Origin of the sequence: Allobosea sp. 2RAB26, assembly GCF_052115465.1 — a bacterium.
In the GTDB taxonomy this organism is placed as follows: Bacteria; Pseudomonadota; Alphaproteobacteria; order Rhizobiales; family Beijerinckiaceae; genus Allobosea.
The window spans coordinates 117559-133946 of sequence record NZ_JBFRGS010000005.1 but is presented as its reverse complement, the minus strand read 5'-3'; the positions used below and the strand labels follow the sequence as shown (position 1 = coordinate 133946).

14 protein-coding genes and 1 pseudogene are annotated in these 16388 nt (G+C 65.8%); 3 read left to right on the top strand and 12 right to left on the bottom strand.

From position 1 onward, the window contains the following. Position 1: 1 nt before the first annotated feature. Entirely contained in the window at positions 2-1474 is a 1473-nt protein-coding gene (locus tag AB4118_RS11065) for an aldehyde dehydrogenase family protein (RefSeq protein ID WP_441489760.1), read from the top strand. A gap of 207 nt (positions 1475-1681) precedes the next feature. Here the strand turns inward: AB4118_RS11065 and AB4118_RS11060 are convergent. Beyond that, positions 1682-2958 (bottom strand): annotated as a pseudogene (locus AB4118_RS11060) (NAD(P)/FAD-dependent oxidoreductase). Between the two features lie 205 nt (positions 2959-3163). Here AB4118_RS11060 and AB4118_RS11055 point away from each other — a divergent pair. After that, a complete protein-coding gene (locus tag AB4118_RS11055; RefSeq protein ID WP_441489759.1) occupies positions 3164-4039 on the top strand; it encodes a GNAT family N-acetyltransferase in 876 nt (291 codons plus the stop codon). A 91-nt stretch (positions 4040-4130) separates the two neighbouring features. Here the strand turns inward: AB4118_RS11055 and AB4118_RS11050 are convergent, their stop codons facing one another. From AB4118_RS11050 to AB4118_RS11015, 8 genes are all read right to left on the bottom strand, one after another. Further along, positions 4131-4607 carry an Lrp/AsnC family transcriptional regulator gene (locus AB4118_RS11050; RefSeq protein ID WP_200878107.1) on the bottom strand — a complete coding sequence of 159 codons (477 nt, stop codon included), beginning with the start codon at positions 4605-4607 and terminating at the stop codon, positions 4131-4133. Between the two features lie 115 nt (positions 4608-4722). Next, a complete protein-coding gene (locus AB4118_RS11045) occupies positions 4723-6117 on the bottom strand; it encodes an aminotransferase class III-fold pyridoxal phosphate-dependent enzyme (protein ID WP_441489758.1) in 1395 nt (464 codons plus the stop codon). 49 nt (positions 6118-6166) lie between these two features. Beyond that, the gene (locus AB4118_RS11040; protein ID WP_441489757.1) at positions 6167-6583 is read right to left on the bottom strand and encodes a helix-turn-helix domain-containing protein; all 417 of its coding nucleotides are present in this window, start codon (positions 6581-6583) and stop codon (positions 6167-6169) included. 162 nt (positions 6584-6745) lie between these two features. Continuing rightward, positions 6746-8215 (bottom strand): NAD-dependent succinate-semialdehyde dehydrogenase, encoded by a 1470-nt coding sequence (locus AB4118_RS11035; protein WP_441489756.1) that lies wholly within the window; start codon positions 8213-8215, stop codon positions 6746-6748. A gap of 14 nt (positions 8216-8229) precedes the next feature. After that, the gene (locus AB4118_RS11030) at positions 8230-9156 is read right to left on the bottom strand and encodes a 2-hydroxyacid dehydrogenase (protein ID WP_441489755.1); all 927 of its coding nucleotides are present in this window, start codon (positions 9154-9156) and stop codon (positions 8230-8232) included. 21 nt (positions 9157-9177) lie between these two features. Continuing rightward, positions 9178-10038 carry a GNAT family N-acetyltransferase gene (locus AB4118_RS11025; protein ID WP_441489754.1) on the bottom strand — a complete coding sequence of 287 codons (861 nt, stop codon included), beginning with the start codon at positions 10036-10038 and terminating at the stop codon, positions 9178-9180. Between the two features lie 43 nt (positions 10039-10081). Further along, positions 10082-10807, bottom strand: coding sequence for a cupin domain-containing protein (locus AB4118_RS11020; protein WP_441489753.1), 726 nt, complete (start codon positions 10805-10807; stop codon positions 10082-10084). Positions 10808-11125: 318 nt separating this feature from the next. After that, entirely contained in the window at positions 11126-11386 is a 261-nt protein-coding gene (locus tag AB4118_RS11015; RefSeq protein WP_441489752.1) for a heavy-metal-associated domain-containing protein, read from the bottom strand. Positions 11387-11725: 339 nt separating this feature from the next. Here AB4118_RS11015 and AB4118_RS11010 point away from each other — a divergent pair, with 339 nt between their 5' ends. Then, positions 11726-12742, top strand: a complete 1017-nt coding sequence (locus tag AB4118_RS11010) for a 2Fe-2S iron-sulfur cluster-binding protein (RefSeq protein WP_441489751.1) — start codon at positions 11726-11728, stop codon at positions 12740-12742. 54 nt (positions 12743-12796) lie between these two features. Here AB4118_RS11010 and AB4118_RS11005 read toward each other — a convergent pair whose 3' ends face one another. The 3 genes from AB4118_RS11005 to AB4118_RS10995 are packed head-to-tail and all read right to left on the bottom strand — an operon-like array spanning position 12797 to position 16313. After that, on the bottom strand, positions 12797-13867 hold the full coding sequence (locus tag AB4118_RS11005) for an ABC transporter ATP-binding protein (RefSeq protein WP_441489750.1): 1071 nt from the start codon (positions 13865-13867) through the stop codon (positions 12797-12799). Then, entirely contained in the window at positions 13864-14856 is a 993-nt protein-coding gene (locus AB4118_RS11000; protein WP_441489749.1) for an ABC transporter ATP-binding protein, read from the bottom strand. The genes AB4118_RS11005 and AB4118_RS11000 overlap by 4 nt, the downstream gene beginning before the upstream one ends. After that, positions 14853-16313, bottom strand: coding sequence for an amidohydrolase family protein (locus tag AB4118_RS10995; RefSeq protein ID WP_441489748.1), 1461 nt, complete (start codon positions 16311-16313; stop codon positions 14853-14855). Before AB4118_RS10995 ends, AB4118_RS11000 begins: the two co-directional genes overlap by 4 nt. Between the last annotated feature and the right edge of the window lie 75 nt (positions 16314-16388).

Genomic DNA, 16388 nt, shown 5'->3' with positions numbered 1-16388 from the left:
GATGCGCGATTTCGACCCTGACGCCATCGCCTTCGCCACGGGCCATTTCATCGCCGGCAGCAACATCGATGGCCCCGGTGAAAGGATCAGCGTCACCCGACCATCCGACGCCAGAACCTATGCCGACCTGCCGGTCGCATCGGCGGAGCTCATTGATCGGGCTGTCGAGGACGCAACGCATGCGGTCAAGCGCAGTGGCTGGGCGACGCAGCCCCCGCGCGACCGGGCGCGTGCCATGCGGCGCTGGGCCGAGCTGATCGAGGCGAAGAGCGAGGAACTCGGCCGGCTGGAGGCGCTGGGCTCGACACGCCCGATCGCCCAGGCCGTGACCGGCGACGTCGCCAGCACGGCCGAAGGCATCCGCTTCTTCGCCGAATGGGCGGACAAGCTCGGCGGCGACGTCGCCGCGACGCGGGCCGACCATTTCGGCATGATCGTCTCCGAGCCCTATGGTGTGGTGGGGGCGATCACGCCCTGGAACTTCCCGCTCAGCATGGCCAGCTGGAAGGTTGGCCCGGCGCTCGCCGCCGGCAACGCGATCGTCCTGAAACCGTCCGAACTGACGCCGTTCTCGACCGTGAGGCTGGCTGAGCTCGCCGTCGAGGCCGGAATTCCGCCCGGTATCTTCAATGTCGTACAGGGCACGGGCGCAGTGACGGGCGACGCACTCAGCCGTCATCCCGGCATTGCCAAACTCTCCTTCACCGGCTCCACCCGTACGGGCATCGCGGTGATGAAGGCCGCGGCCGAAACCGGCATTAAGCCGGTAACGCTGGAGCTCGGCGGCAAAAGCCCGCAGCTCGTCTTCGCTGACGCCGATCTCGACAAGGCAGCGGATTGCATAGCCAGCTCGCTCCTCGCCAATGCCGGCCAGGCCTGCGTGGCGGGTTCGCGGCTGATCGTTCAGCGGCAGGCCACTGATACCCTGGTCTCAGCTCTGCTGGCGCGCCTCTCGCGCATCGCGCCAGGTCCGACCTGGAAATCGTCGACGGGCTTTGCACCGATCATCTCGGAGATCCAGGCCCGGCGCATCGATGCGATCCTGGCCCGTAGCCGTGCCCAGGGCGCCGAGGTGCTGTTGGGAGGAGGAAGGATCGAGGGGCACGGCGGAGCCTTCTATCAGCCGACCTTGCTCGCAGGCGTCGATACGGACACCGCGGCGGTGCGTGAGGAGATCTTCGGCCCGGTGCTGACGATCCAGAGCTTCGACACCGAGGAGGAAGGCTTCGCCCTCGCCGACCACCCCGAGTATGGGCTCGCGGCCGGCGTCTACACCTCCGATCTCGGCCGCGGCCTACGGGCCGTACGCCAGATCAAGGCGGGCACGGTCTGGATCAACCGCTATAACCGCACGCTCGACTTCATCCTGCCGACCGGCGGGTACAAGAGCTCCGGCATCGGCAAGGATCTCGGCCGGCAAGCCGTCGAGGCCAATCTGCGGCACAAGACCGTGCTGATCGACATCGGTGCGTGAAGGCTTACGGCCACTCGCGCGCAGCCGGGCGCGATCGGGATGGAGCCGATCGATCGCCTCGATTCCGGTCCGCGCTGACGACGGCTTTCCCCCTGCTTCAGCGATGCTGAAGCAGGCAGGCTGAATCCACGAGCCTCATCGTCATTCCCGACAAGCCGCGAAGCGGAGGCCCGGGTGTTCGATGGGGCTCCTCTCGTTGACGCCTCCTCAGTGACGCCAGTCCTGGTAGCGGTAATAGGCGCCGACGAAGGGGAGGAACCAGGGCGGACCGAAATGGCCTGGCACTGCCGGCCAGGCGAGCCCCGCCAGTGGATTCGCATTCACGTCCCCGCCCATGACGCGGGCTATGATCTGGCCCATATGCACCGACATCTGGGTGCCATGGCCGCTGTAGCCCAGCGCATAGAACACGCCGTCACGCTCGCCGGCGCGCGGCAACCGGTCAGAGGTCATGTCGACCAGACCACCCAGCAATAGTCGATGCGGACGCCGGAAAGCTGCGGAAAGAGTTCAAGCATCCGCGCCTGCAAAATCGCACCGCTCTTGGCATCGGATTTCGGGCTCGACAGTGCGAAGCGGGCGCGGCCGCCGAAGATCAGGCGATTATCCGGCGTGAGGCGGAAATAGTTGCCGATATTCTTCGTCGTCGTCGCGGTGCGCCGCATCGGAAGGATCGATGCAGCAAGTTCGGCCGAAAGCGGCGCGGTGGCGATGATGAAGCTGCCCACCGGCACGATGCGCCGCCTGAGCCAGGCGAACGGCCCCTGCCGGGAGGCCCCGGTCGCAAGCAGCACCTGCCCGGCCTCGATCTCGCCGCGGCTCGTCACGACCCTGTGCGCACGCGCCTTGAGGCGGTGAAGCTCCGTCACGGCGGCGTTCTCGTAGATGCTCGCGCCACGCCGCGCAGCGGCATCGGCCAGCCCGACACCGAAACGGCCCATATGCATGTGGGCACTGCGCGGGAAGACCAGTCCGCCATGGAATCCGTCGGAACCGATTTCCCGGCGGATATCTTCCGGCCGGACCACGGTGAGATCAGGCTCGACGGTGCGCGACAGCAACTCCGCGCTCTTCTGCAACTTGGCGAAGTGCTCGGGCTTGGCCGCGAGCTTGATCTTGCCGGTGCGGATAAAATCGCAATCGATCGCCTCGCTTGCGACCAGCCTCTCCACCTGATCGACCGCATCATCGAAGGCCCGGTAGAGCGCTACGGCACGGTCCTGGCCCAGGCTGGCTGCGAGACCGCCGAGATCATGGGCGAGCCCGTTATTGCAGTGTCCGCCATTGCGCCCGGACGCCTCGCCGATCACACGGCCCGCCTCCAGAACTGCAACGCTTGCGCCGGATTTTGCCAGGGCCAGGGCCGCCGAGAGCCCGGTGAAGCCAGCGCCGACGATGGCGACATCGACAGTGCCTGCGAGCGGACCTGTGGCGCCTGCGCCGAAACGCGGCGCCGTCGCAAGCCAATAGGGTTCGAGTTTCATCAGCGATCGATCCGCGGGTCAGCGCCGGCTGTCAGGGCCGGAAAGGCGTTGCGAACCGGTCTGCGCAAGCTGTTGCCCAGACGCGGTCCGATTTGGAAGCCCGAGCATGCGACATTCTAAGCCCATGTATTGTATGAATTTTACTATTCTCGAAAGCCAGCGGCGCACCTATACTTGGGCTTCATTCCAGATGAGGCTCGCAGGGGTGGATTACAAAACGGCCAAGCGCCCACTTGACTATGCGATCGATATCCGCGCGATGACCGAGGCCGATCTCGGCCAGGCACACCAACTCTCGATCGCCGTCGCCTGGCCGCATCGCCCTGAGGACTGGCGGCTGGTATTCGAGGTCGGATATGGCCTCATCGCCTGCGACCGGATCGGTCGTGCGCTCGGGACAGCGATGTGGTGGCCCTTTGGCGAACATTTCGCCACGATCGGCATGGTTATCACCTCGCCCCGCCTCCAGGCGCGAGGTGCGGGCCGGCGGCTGATGGACACGATCTTCGAACAATCCGGGCAGCGCGATCTGCGCCTGAATTCGACGCGGGAAGGCTACCGGCTCTACCGCTCGCTCGGCTTCGAGCCCATCGGCCGCGTCTTTCAGCATCAGGGCCGCGTCGAGGATGCAGGCCCCGCCACCGATTCCACGATCTCGGTAAGGCCGGTGGTTGTGGATGATCTTGACGCCATCGCCCGTCTCGATGCGATGGCCTATGGCGCGGATCGGACGCGGGTGATCAAGGCCCTGATGCCGCAATCGATCGGGACGATCCACGAACGCAACGGAGAGGCCGTCGGCTTCGCGTTTTGCCGCCGCTTCGGGCGGGGCCATGTCGTCGGGCCGATCGTGGCGGAGGACGATATGGCGGCGATTGCTCTGACCCGGCCCCATGTCCAGGCACATGAGGGCGAGTTCCTCCGGGTCGACACTGCGATGGAGCAGGGCTTGTTCGGCGGTTTCCTCGAATCCTGCGGCATGATGATCCACGACACCGTGACGACGATGATCCGCGGCAACAATCATGCGGCGCGCGGCACGATGCGCACCTTCGGGCTGATCAACCAGGCCCTGGGTTGACGGTTAGATCATCGGACCGGATATCGTATCCGGTCCGACGTGTTTGCATCGGCTTTCCCGAAAACCGCAATCCACTTTTCGGGCCGATGCTTTAAACGTCGAACAGCACAGGCAGCGGATAGCCCGATTTCTGGATCGGCGTCTTGATGACGATGTAGCTGAAGTATTTCGAGATGCCGAGATTGCGATCGAGCAGCGTCTCGATCAGCGACTGGTAGTGCGTCAGCCCGCGCGTGACGAACTTGACCAGATAGTCATAGCCGCCGCTGACCATATGGCATTCCACCACCTCGTCGACGCGACGCAAGCCTGTCTCGAAGCGGATGAAATATTCCTTCGTATGGTCAGCCAGCGTGATCTCGGTAAAGACGGTGATCGTCTCACCAAGTTTCTGCAGATTGATCGTGGCTCCATATCCGGAAATGAAGCCGGCTTGTTCGAGCCGCTTCACCCGCAGCAGACAGGGGCTCGGAGACAAGCCGACCGCATCGGCCAGCGTGACATTCGTCACGCGGCCGTTGTTCTGGAGCTCGATCAGAATCTTCATGTCAATGCGGTCGAGCCGCACGCCCGGTGTCACCACGAAAGCCTCACCCCAGCCCTCCCCGCGCAAACCCGAACGGCGAGCCACCACTCCGGTGGCGTGAAACTAAACACGTCGCTCTATCCGAGCAAAGCGAGGATCATGCCAGCTCAACCAGTTTCAACTCGGCTGTGACCTGAGGGAGCGCCAGCATGTCGTCCAGCGTCTGGCGCAGGCGCGCGACAATCAGATCGATTTCCGTCTCGCTGCAGCACAGAGGCGGAGCGAGCCCAATGATGTCATCGGCGAAGGCGCGGAAGATCACGCCATTGGCATAGCCACGCGCAAAGAGATGGTCGGACAGCTTCGCCGCGCGCGAGAACTTCGCCTTGGTGACCTTGTCGGCAACGATCTCGACACCGGCGAGCAGGCCGCGCGCCCGGACTTCTCCGACCAGGGGATGGTCGGCAAGCGTAGCGAGGCGCTCCTCGAAATAGGCGCCGACGCGCTGGCCGTTGGCGAGGATGCCACCCTCGTCATAGAGGCGCAGCACCTCAAGCGCGACGGCGGCGCTGACGGGATGGCCCGAATAGGTATAGCCATGCCCGATCGGGCCGCCGGCGGGTGCGTTGTCGGCGATGGCGCGATAGACCTTCTCGCCGATCGCAAGCGCTCCGAGCGGGGCGTAACCCGAGGTCAGGCCCTTGGCCATGCTCATCATGTCCGGCACGACGCCCTCCGCCTCGCAGGCGAACATCGGGCCGGTTCGTCCAAAGCCGGTGATGACCTCGTCGGCGACGAAGAGGATGTCGAGTTCGGCCGCAGCATCGCGCATCGCCTTCAGCCAGCCCTTCGGGGGAACGACGACACCGCCCGAACCCTGCACCGGCTCGCAGAAGAAGGCGGCAACGGTGTCAGCACCGAGTTCCTCGACCTTGGCCCGCAGCGTCGCGACGCTGGCTGCGATGACGGCGCCGTCGTCGGAGCCCGCCGGGTTACGATAGGGATAGGGCGAGGCGATGTAGTGCTGCCCCTCCGCCGGCAGGTCGAAATTGGCGTGGAACGCCGGCAGCGCCGTCACGCCGGCCCCCGTCGAGCTCGAGCCGTGATAGCCTCGCTCTAGCGAGATGATCTGCTTCTTCGCCGGTCGTCCGGTGACGTTGTAGTAGTAGCGGATCAGACGCAGCGCGCTGTCGACGGCATCGGAACCGCCGAGAGAGAAATAGATGTGGTTGAGATCGCCGGGAGTGATCTCGGCCAGCTTGGCGGCCAGCCGGATCGCAGGTTCGCTGCCGAAGCCGAAATAGCCGGTCGCATAGGGCAGCTCGCGCATCTGCGCGGCAGCCGCCTCGACGATGCTGTCATGGCCATAGCCGACATTGACGCACCAGAGCCCCGCAAAGCCATCGATCAGTTCGTGACCATCGGCGTCCGTGATGAAGGCTCCGCGTGCCGACTTCAGGATGGTGACGCCGCGCTTCTCATGCCCCGCCCAGTTGGCGACAGGGTGGACCCAATGCATGCGGTCGAGTGCTTCGAGCGAGTTGACGGTCATGGAGACAGGCCTTGCTGGGGGATCTCTGGATCGAGAGGCGGATGACGGATCAGGCAGCGCCGGCCTGCGTATAGGCAGCAGGTTCGGACCTCAGTCGCGTAGCATGCGCCTGCTCGCGCAGGTAGCGGCCCGGCGTGACCCCGCATATGCTCTTGAAATGACGCGACAGGTGGCTCTGGTCGAAGAAGCCCGCCTCGGAGGCCGCCAGTGCCAAGGGCACGCCGTCGCGCAGCAATGACTTGGCGTAACGGATACGCCGGTGGCAGATGAAGCGATGCGGCGTGAGCCCGACCTGATGGCGAAACACCGTCACGAAACGGCAGACGCTCAGTCCGGCGAGAACCGCAATATCCTCAAGATAGACCGCGTCGGTGAAGTGCCGCTCGATATGGGCGAGAGCACGTTGGATACCGGGGCTGATGCGGCCCGAAAGCGCTGCACCGACATTGGAAACTGGCTCATGCATGGACTGGCTCTTCCCTGCTGACGGCCTGGCCGCCTTGCCAGAAGCCTAGGACCGGGCCGCCATGATGTCGGCTTCAGCGGAGGGGCCGACATGGTATCCCCTGCGCATTTCCGAGGCAGCGACAGCACATCATGCTTTCGGTGCTCTGAGCGGCGCCGCCGCTCAGGCTTGCTTCAGCCCGCCCATATGGAAACTCTTGGTCTCCAGATATTCCTCGATGCCGGTTGCGCCGCCTTCGCGCCCAATTCCGGACTGCTTGATGCCACCGAAGGGCGCAACCTCCATCGAGACGGAGCCGGTATTGAGCCCGACCATACCGAATTCGAGCCGCTCGCCGACGCGCCAGGCGCGATGCAGGTTCTCGGAGTAGAAATAGGCCGCCAGGCCATAGGGCGTGCCATTGGCGATCTCGATCGCCTCATCCTCATGCCTGAACCGGAACAGCGGCGCGACCGGGCCGAATGTCTCCTCGTTGGCAAGGGGCATCCGTGTATTCGCCCCGGTCAGCACGGTCGGCGCAATGAAACGGGCAGGATCGAAGCCAGCCTCCCCGCCGACCACCCGCTTTGCGCCGAGCGCCAAGGCATCCTCGACATGTGCCCGGACCTTTTCGACGGCCGCGGCATTGATCAGCGGACCGATACTGACGCCATCCCTGCGACCATTGCCGACCTGCATTGCCGATACCGCTCTCGCAAGACGCTCGGCAAAGGCGTCATGAATGCCGTCCTGCACCAGGATGCGGTTGGCGCAGACGCAGGTCTGGCCGGCATTGCGGAACTTGCTGGCGATGGCCCCTGCAACGGCCATGTCGAGATCGGCATCGTCGAAGACGATGAACGGGGCATTGCCGCCAAGCTCGAGGCTGAGCCGCTTCAGCGTGTCGGAGGACTGGCGCATCAGCAGCGCACCGACCCTCGTCGAGCCCGTGAAGGAGAGCTTCCGCACGGCGGCACTGCCGGTCAGCGTCTCGCCGATCGCATTGGGCAGGCCGGTGACGATGTTGATCACGCCCTTGGGGATACCGGCCCGCGCCGCCAGCATACCGAGCGCCAAAGCCGAAAAGGGTGTCAGCTCGGATGGCTTGACCACGACGGTACAGCCCGCCGCCAGTGCCGGCGCACATTTGCGGGTGATCATCGCATTGGGAAAATTCCACGGCGTGATCGCGGCAGAGACGCCAACCGGCTCCTTGAGCACAAGGATGCGCCGGTCGGTGGTCGGAGCCGGCACGATGCCGCCATAGATGCGTCGCGCCTCCTCGGCGAACCATTTGATGAAGCCAGCGCCATAGCGCACCTCGCCCTCGGCTTCCGCCAGCGGCTTGCCCTGTTCTGCGGTCATGATCAGCGCGAGATCACCGGCATGCGACAGCAGGAGATCGTGCCAGCGCTCCAGCAAGGCAGCACGCTCGGCTGCCGGGCGCGCGCGCCACGCCGGGAAGGCAGCTTCCGCGGCAGCGATGGCAGCCTGCGTCTCCGCTTCGCCGCAGGCCGGGATCGTACCGAACTCGGAGCCGTCGGCGGGATCGCTCACCGCCAGCACCGCGCCCGACGCCGCCCCGACCCACTCGCCACCGATCAGCGCGCGCTGGACGAACAGGCTTGGATCCTTCAGCTGTTCCACGAGCATGGACTGATCTCCCCTCAATAGCCGCGCTTGCGGTCCACCAGCCCGAGCAGCGGTTCGCCGGCGCGATGACGTCTCAGATTGTCGAGCACGACGTCGACCGCCGTCTCCGGCTGGGTCATGCTGGCGATATGCGGGGTGATCAGCACGCGCGGGTCGCTCCACAGCACATGGCCGACGGGCAGCGGTTCGGGCGCGGTAACATCCAGGACCGCTGCCGAGAGCTGGCCGCTGTCAAGCGCGGCGAGCAGAGCATCCTGATCGAGATGGCCGCCACGTCCGGAACTCACCAGCCGCGCCCCGCGCGGCAGTTTTGCGAAGAGCTCGGCATTCAGCACGCCGCGCGTCTCGTCGGTCAAAGGCAGCAAGCAGACCAGGATATCGGTGCGGCTGAGGAAATCGGTCATCCCGTCCGGGCCGGCATAACAGGTGACGCCCTCGATCTCGCGGCGCGAGCGGCTCCACCCCGCGACCTGGAAGCCGAAACCTGCGAGCTTGCGACACGCGGCCTCCCCCAGCATGCCGAGCCCCAGAACGCCGACGCGGCGGGTCGAGGCCGGCCACACCCTGATCGGACGCCAGAGCTGGTCGCGCTGCTGGGCGATATACGGCACGAGGTCGCGATGCAGCGCCAGCACCGACATCGTGACATACTCGACCATGCCGTCGACGATGCCGGGTTCGACCATGCGCACGACCGGAAGCTCCGGCGGCAGCTTCGAAAAATCGAACTGGTCGACACCGGCCCCGACCGAGATCAGCAGTTCCAGATTAGGAAACTGCGCCATGATGTCGTCGGGTGGCATCCAGGCAGCGAGATAGCGGATGTCTGCGGGATCGCCGACATCCGGCCAGATGCGGAATGCCAGATCCGGCGCCTTTGCCGCCAGAAGTCTGGCCCATTCGGCACCGCGCGCGGGATCGGATTTGTAAAGCAGCGCCATGGGGTCCGCCTGCTCCGACAATCAGCCGAGTGCCTGGTTGGCCAAGGCGTAGAGGCGCATCGGCCCCGGTTGGTCTGGCATCTCGCCAAGCACCATCGACGTGACCAGCCCCGCAGGCTTCAGACCACATTCCGTCAGCCAATCCCCTAGCCCTGAATCCGCCTGGATATCGACACGCAGGAACTGACCGCGCTGTTCATGCAGCCAGTGCGCAACCAGGGTTTGAGCATCGTCGCGCTTCATGGCGACGACAGGTCCGATCACCAGGCCGCGTCCGAAGCGGCGCAGGATGCTGAAGCCCACGGGCTGGCCGCTGCGCTCCAGCACGATGCACTCGCCGCAGGCGAGCAGCATCTCCAACATCGGTTTGCGCGCCAGCCCGGTGGCCTGCCGGTCGATCCGCTCCAGCATTTCCAGATCCGCTGGGCGACCAAGGCGCAGCGACATGCCAGCTTGCAGGACGGGCGCCGCGATCGCCGACGCATCGCCCTGATGTTGCTGCACCCCACCACAGGGAACGAAGCCGAGCTTCGCATAGAGCGGCTCCCCGGCGGCAGTGGCATTGAGCATCAGCGAGCGCCCCTGTGCCTGCTCGAGCAGCGCCTGCATCAGCCGTTTGCCGATGCCCCCACCCTGATGGGCGGGCGAAACAATGATCATGCCGAGCGTGGCATGGCTCTCACCATAGGGCCACCACAGTGCCGTCGCGACGATCTCCTCGCCGAGCGTCGCGACGACGCCATGGCCGAGGCCGATCACCATCTCCCAATCCTCGGCGCGATGCGGCCAGTTCACGGCGCACGACAGCGCATGGCAGGCCAGTGCGTCGGCCGTCGAGATCTCGCGCAGAAGCAGCGTCTCTTGAGGGGCGGTAGCGGACATCATCGGTTCCATGGTCAGAGGCATCGGCCGGACGGTCGCGGGCTTAGCCGCGGACCTCCTGCACGACGTAGAATTTGGCGACATGAACGCGGCTTTCCCATGCGCAGGGCGTCTCCTGGACAACGAAGACGCTGTCGCCTTGCTCGACACGTGTGACGCTGCCATCGGCCCCCGTGAGATCGACGCTGCCTGCGACCAGATGCATCAGCTCATTGACGCGATGCGGGCGCGAGATGCGGTGATAGGGCGTCGAATCCCAGGTGCCTGCCCGGAAGCGCGAGGCCTCGTCGGTAAAGGCGTTGAAGCTGCGGCATTGCGGCGTCGGGCCGATGAGCACCTCGACCGGCGGCGCCGCCGAGGGCGAGAGGGCGGCCTCAGCCAGAATTTCCTGCAATCCCGGCGCGGCCGAGGTCGCACCGGTCATGGCGCAGAAGACGAAGCGCGCACCGGGCATCGCTTCGATCCGCAACCCGGTGCCGCACGCGATCACGGCCCCGCGCCCGGGTGTCAACTCCAGGGCGGCCTTACCGGTCTCGGCAAGACGCAGCAGCCCGGCGACAACAACCAGGAATTCGGTGTGAGGAAATGAGACGCTTTCGCAAGTCCCCTCGAACGTGGCGCGGCCCGCGGCCATGGAATCGGGGCCGGTCCACGCAATCTCGCGGCCCGCGGCAAATGGGTCGGCCGCGCTTAGCCTCGTCGTGACGTGGCTGATGGCAGGCTGCGCGCCCTTGGCGCGGTCAAGCACTATGATTGCGGGCGATGTCATCTGTGGAGCCGTCCAGACGTTTCTTGCGACAGTTCCAGAGCTAAGGCCAAAGCCGCCATGGGGATTGGACCATCTTTCCGGGCGCCGGCTTCCGCCCGGTCCCGTATCGGCCGCACGCCCCCAGGGAATGGGAAGGTCGGCTTACACAAGCGCAGCAGCAACCGCCCCACCCCGCGCCTGAACCGGATGGGGACGGCATGATCTGCTGAGCGCCTGTCATTGTTCGAGACAGCGCGGCCAAGCAAAAGGCCGCGGCTGTCACGATTTCAAGGAGCCTTGCCGAACGCGAGCGGAGGCCGGATTTCCGGCCTCACGTGCTCAGGCGTGGGCAGGCGCAGCGTCCGGCGTATAGCCGGCCTGGGCGATGATCTCGCGAACCCGGGCAAGATCGGCACCTTCGACCGAGACGAGGCGAGCCTCCGGGTTGGCACTGACCTTGGCGCCGGGGATCGAGCTCTCGATGGCGCTCTTGATGGTGCCGGCGCAATGGCCGCAGGTCATGTCGTCGACACGAACGGAAACGCCGGAAACGGCAGCGGAAGCAATCTCGTGGTCCTGAGACTGGTGAGCTTGGCACATGGGAAATCTCTCCTGAAGGAATGAGCGCAAAATCAGTGTCGGTCCTTGCCATATGGCAAGGTCAAGCCCGGATTTTCTTCCCACGACAGGTCCGCGGCCGCTTGACACTCACACTATGGGAAGCCGCACCGCATTGAGCGTTCGTCCAATCAAGGTGGCGCAGATGACGGTAATCAATCAGTCCGAAGTGCGGTCAGCGCGGAGGCCCCTGGTCGCGGTCGGGGGCATCACCTCCTCCAGGGCCGACCGCGTCGAGAAGGCGCAGCGCCTGCGCCGTTTCTCGCCGCCAATGGCCGGCGCTGCGGTGGCGCCGTTCGAGCCTCAGCAGGTGCCCGCTCGATGACCGCAAACCACACCGTCCACATCGCCAACCTCGCGACCGAAATCACCGTCGCGGCGGATATGACGATTCTGAAAGCGGCCCAGCTTGCCGGGTACGCCTATCCCTATGGCTGCCAGGTCGGGCGCTGCGGCGCCTGCAAGTCGAGGCTTCTCTCGGGCGAAGTCGAGCTGCTTCCCCACACGCCCTTCGCGCTCACCGCAGCAGACACGGAGCGCGGCTTCGTTCTCGCCTGCCGCGCCCAGCCGCGCAGCGATTGCAGCGTCGCCTGGCTTGGCAGCGACACGGCCGGACATCCCCTGCGCGAGGTTTCGGGACGGGTCGTCTCGCTGCAACGCCCGACGCCGGATATCTCGATCCTGCGGGTCGAATTGGAGGGAGAGCCGCTCGCCTTCACGGCCGGCCAATATGCCGAACTGCATTTCGCAGGCTGCGCGCCGCGCAATTATTCGATGGCGAACGACCCGGACGAGCCGCTCCTCGAGTTCCACATCAGGCATGTCGCCAATGGTGTGACCAGCGGCCATGTCGCGAGCGGGTTGCAGGCGGGCGATCCCGTCCGGCTGCGTGGCCCGATGGGCACGGCGCATCTGCGCGCAAGGCGGACCGGGCCAATCCTCGCCGTGGCGGGCGGAACCGGGCTCGCCCCGATCCTGTCGATCCTGCACAACGCCGCGCGTCTGCACCTGAAACAGCCGATCCGGCTCTACAATGCCGCACGGGCTGAGCATGATCTCTATCAGGAGGCCACGATCGCTGACCTCGCCAACCGGCTCGCCGATTTTACCTATATCCCTGTCCTGAGCGACGGACCGCCGCTCGGTGCTCGCCTTGAAGCGCTTGCCGAACTTGAGGGCGTGACAGCCTATGTCGCCGGCTCGCCCCGCCTGGTTGATGACGCCGTCGCAGCCATGACGCGCCGCGGACTCGACCCGGCTCACGCCTATGCCGACGCCTTCTTCACGGCAGCGGACCAAGCATGTGCGGACGGCACGGAGATCGCGGTCCGGGCGTGACGGCAAGACGAGGACAATGGGTGTGCGTGGACCGCCTCAGACGCCAAGCCTCGCTCAGTTCACCTGACGACGGTGCGCCTCATAGAGCGCGAGGCGCCTGCGCCGGCTCGGCGATTCCTCCCGGGCCGCAGCCGCGTGGCTGAAGGTCGGCACAGTCTCGGCAAAATGGCACGCGGCGCTGTGCCCCGCGCCGACGGCACGAAGGCTCGGCACGTCACTGCGGCAGCGCTCCTGCGCAAGGGGGCAGCGCGTATGGAACCGGCAGCCTGCTGGCGGATTGAGCGGGCTCGGAACATCGCCCCCCAGCACATTCCACGCCTCGCGCCGGGTCGGGTCCGGCTCCGGAGCCGCTGACAGCAGCGCCTGCGTGTAGGGATGGCGCGGATTACCGTAGAGGTCCTGCTTGCTCGCCAGTTCGACGACCTGCCCGAGATACATCACCGCCACGCGATCGGCCATGTGCTTCACGACGGCGAGGCCATGGGAGATGAACAGATAGGCCAGGCCGAATTCCTTCTGAAGGTCCTTCAGCAGGTTTACGACCTGTGCCTGGATCGAAACGTCGAGAGCCGACACCGGCTCGTCGCAGACGATGAGCTTCGGAGACAGGGCCAGGGCCCGGGCAATGCCGATGCGCTGACGCTGGCCACCCGAGAACTCGTGCGGATAGCGCGCCGCATGATAGGGGGCGAGATCGACCCTCCGAAGCAGTTCCAGCACGCGCGCACGCCGCGATGCCGCCGTGCCCTCGCCATGGACCAGCATGGGCTCGGCAATCAGCTCCTCCACCGTCATGCGCGGATTCAGGCTGGCATAGGGGTCCTGGAAGACGATCTGCATATTGCGACGCATGCTGCGCATGGCCGCTCGGTCGAGATGCGTGATGTCGCGACCTTCGAAGCGCACGCTGCCCGCCGTGGGCTCGATGAGCCGCATGGCAAGACGCGCGGTGGTCGACTTGCCGCAGCCGCTCTCACCGACGATCGCCAGGGTTTCGCCAGGATGGATCTGCAGGCTCACCCCGTCCACGGCACGGACCGCACCGACCTGCTTCTTCCGGATCAGGCCCTTGAAGACGGGGTAGTGCTTGGTCACGTCCTCAAGTTCGAGCAAAGGCGCTGTCATACGAACTCCTCCAGCGGGGCCTTCCGACAGGCGACGAGATGGGTCGGGCCGATTTCCCCGAGCACCGGCATCTCCGCCCGACAGCCGTCATCCGCAAACGGACAGCGCGGATTGAAGCGGCAGCCTTGCGGCAACCGGAAGGGCGGAGGCACGACGCCGTCAATCGCGATGAGCCGCGCAACGTCCTGGTCCATGCGTGGCATCGAGCCCATCAGGCCGATCGTGTAAGGGTGCTGCGGATCGTGGAACACGTCCTTGACCGAGGCCCGCTCGACCACTTTGCCGGCATACATGACGGCCACTTCGTCGGCGACCTGGGCGACGACACCGAGGTCGTGGGTGATCAGGATCATCGACATGCCCGTCTCCTCCTGCAACTCGCGCAGGAGCCTGAGAATCTGGGCCTGGATGGTGACGTCCAGCGCCGTGGTCGGCTCGTCCGCGATCAGCAGGGCCGGCTTGCAGGTCAGCGCCATGGCGATCATGACCCGCTGGCGCATGCCACCCGACAGCTGATGCGGATACTCGTCGAAGCGTCGCTCGGGCGACGGAATGCGCACCCTGCGCAGCGCCTCGATGGCCTCGTCGCGCAGATCGCGGGCGGAGGCCTTGCGGTGCGCGCGCAAGGACTCGACGACCTGATACCCCACTGTGTGCACCGGGTTGAGGCTGGTCATCGGCTCCTGGAAGATCATGGCGATGCGGTTGCCACGAATGTCGCGCATCTCGCTCGGCGGCAGCTTCAGGAGGTCGCGCCCTTCGAACAGGATTTCGCCGCCGGCATTGCGTCCCGGAGGCGGCACGAGGCCCATGATCGACAGGGACAGCATGCTCTTGCCGCAGCCGCTCTCCCCCACGATACCGAGCGTCTTGCCGCGCTCGAGCGAAAGCGAAATACCGTCGACCGCCCGCACCGTCCCGTTGAGGGTCTGAAAGGCCGTCGTCAGATTGCGCAGCTCGATGATCGGTGTGGCCGTGGCCGGGCTCATGAGCGGGCCCCGGAAGTTCGATGCCCGGCTTCGGGAAAGGTCAGGGGCGAGTAATCCGTCACCGGGCGGCCGGCCCAGTCATTCCTCGGAGCGGCCGCTTCGGTCCGCTTCTGGGCTTCGTGCAGGCGCCTCGCAGCGGCGGGGTAATCGATGGTGAGGACCTCGCCACCGTTCACGACAAGCCGGCCATCGACATAGACGCGATCGACCGCGCGCTCGGCCGCTGCGTAGATCAGGCTGCGAACGGGATCACGCCGCGGCTGCATCATGGGATGGGCGAGATCGACGAGCACGAGGTCCGCCTTGCAGTCAACCGCGAGCCGGCCGATATCGCTGCGCCCCAGCGCACGGGCGCCAGCGACCGTCGCAGCCTCGAACAGGTCGGTCGTGCTGAGCGTGCGCGGGCTCTCCGCCATCAGGCGCGCGACATAGGCCGCGTTGCGCATTTCCTCGAGCATGTTGTGGGGATAAGTGTCCGTCCCCAGGCCGATATTCACGCCGGCGCGCCGATAGCGCCCGAAATCACGCAAGGCGATGCCCCGCCGCATGAAGACGGTCGGACAATGGGCGACCGTCGTGCCGGTCTCGGCCAGGAGATCGAGATCGCGGCGACTGTGCCAGGCGTTGCGCGGGTAGTCGTCGAGGAAAATGGCGTGACCGACGATGCTCGTGGAGCCGAGCACGTCGAGCTTCTCGAGCCACTGGATCGGCGAGACGCCATGCCGGCGCGTGATCTCATGGAACTCGACCGTCGACTGCGCCGCATGGATCTGCCAGCGCAGCCCGCGTCGGCCGGCCTCAGCATAGCTTTCCTTGATCAGCCCCTCGCTGCAGGTGTCGATCTGGGCGGGGCATACCATGCCGAACAGGCGCCCCGAGGGGTGGGCCTCGGCCTTGGCGATAACCTCGAAGGCGTGCGCCATGGCGTCGGCACCGGCCTTCTCGTCCCACTCGTATTCGACGACATAGCCATTGCGCGTATGCCAGCGGGCCGAGCGGAACATCGGAGCGAGGCAGACGCGCATGCCGCTCTGCGCCGCGAGGTCGAGCCAGTCCGGATGCGGCACCGACAGATCCGCAACCGTCGTCACGCCGGAGAGCAGCAGCTCGGAATAGGCGACGCGCACGCAATCCGGCACCGCCTCGGCATCCGGACGCAGGATCGGCATGAACTCGTAAAGCGAGGAATTGTAGAGCGCCGGCGAACCGAGCTCATCCAGGAAGCCCTTGTTGAGGGGTTCGCTCGACGGATGCGAGTGAATATTGACGAGGCCGGGCATGACCATTCGCCCCTGCCCATCCACGGTCTCGTCCGCCGGGCCGTCATAGCGCTCGCCGACGAAAAGGATCTTGCCATCCTCGAAGGCAACATCCGCGCCGTAGAGATAGACGTGACCGGCAGCCTGGGCATCCCAGGCCACGACGACATCCGCATTCCTGATGACCGTGATCGTCATGGCATCATCCGTAGAGAGAACAGAGAAGGCGCCCGGGCCGAAGAACGCGCGCGAGAACCGCGCGGCCGACCGGAG

What these genes read in the sequence shown, in the direction of transcription:
- AB4118_RS11065 (WP_441489760.1), top strand. Translation starts at nt 2, where the DNA reads ATGCGCGATTTCGACCCTGACGCCATCGCCTTCGCCACGGGCCATTTC.
- AB4118_RS11045 (WP_441489758.1), bottom strand. Translation starts at nt 6,117, where the DNA reads ATGACCGTCAACTCGCTCGAAGCACTCGACCGCATGCATTGGGTCCAC.
- AB4118_RS11040 (WP_441489757.1), bottom strand. Translation starts at nt 6,583, where the DNA reads ATGCATGAGCCAGTTTCCAATGTCGGTGCAGCGCTTTCGGGCCGCATC.
- AB4118_RS11035 (WP_441489756.1), bottom strand. Translation starts at nt 8,215, where the DNA reads ATGCTCGTGGAACAGCTGAAGGATCCAAGCCTGTTCGTCCAGCGCGCG.
- AB4118_RS11030 (WP_441489755.1), bottom strand. Translation starts at nt 9,156, where the DNA reads ATGGCGCTGCTTTACAAATCCGATCCCGCGCGCGGTGCCGAATGGGCC.
- AB4118_RS11025 (WP_441489754.1), bottom strand. Translation starts at nt 10,038, where the DNA reads ATGTCCGCTACCGCCCCTCAAGAGACGCTGCTTCTGCGCGAGATCTCG.
- AB4118_RS11020 (WP_441489753.1), bottom strand. Translation starts at nt 10,807, where the DNA reads ATGACATCGCCCGCAATCATAGTGCTTGACCGCGCCAAGGGCGCGCAG.
- AB4118_RS11015 (WP_441489752.1), bottom strand. Translation starts at nt 11,386, where the DNA reads ATGTGCCAAGCTCACCAGTCTCAGGACCACGAGATTGCTTCCGCTGCC.
- AB4118_RS11010 (WP_441489751.1), top strand. Translation starts at nt 11,726, where the DNA reads ATGACCGCAAACCACACCGTCCACATCGCCAACCTCGCGACCGAAATC.
- AB4118_RS11005 (WP_441489750.1), bottom strand. Translation starts at nt 13,867, where the DNA reads ATGACAGCGCCTTTGCTCGAACTTGAGGACGTGACCAAGCACTACCCC.
- AB4118_RS11000 (WP_441489749.1), bottom strand. Translation starts at nt 14,856, where the DNA reads ATGAGCCCGGCCACGGCCACACCGATCATCGAGCTGCGCAATCTGACG.
- AB4118_RS10995 (WP_441489748.1), bottom strand. Translation starts at nt 16,313, where the DNA reads ATGACGATCACGGTCATCAGGAATGCGGATGTCGTCGTGGCCTGGGAT.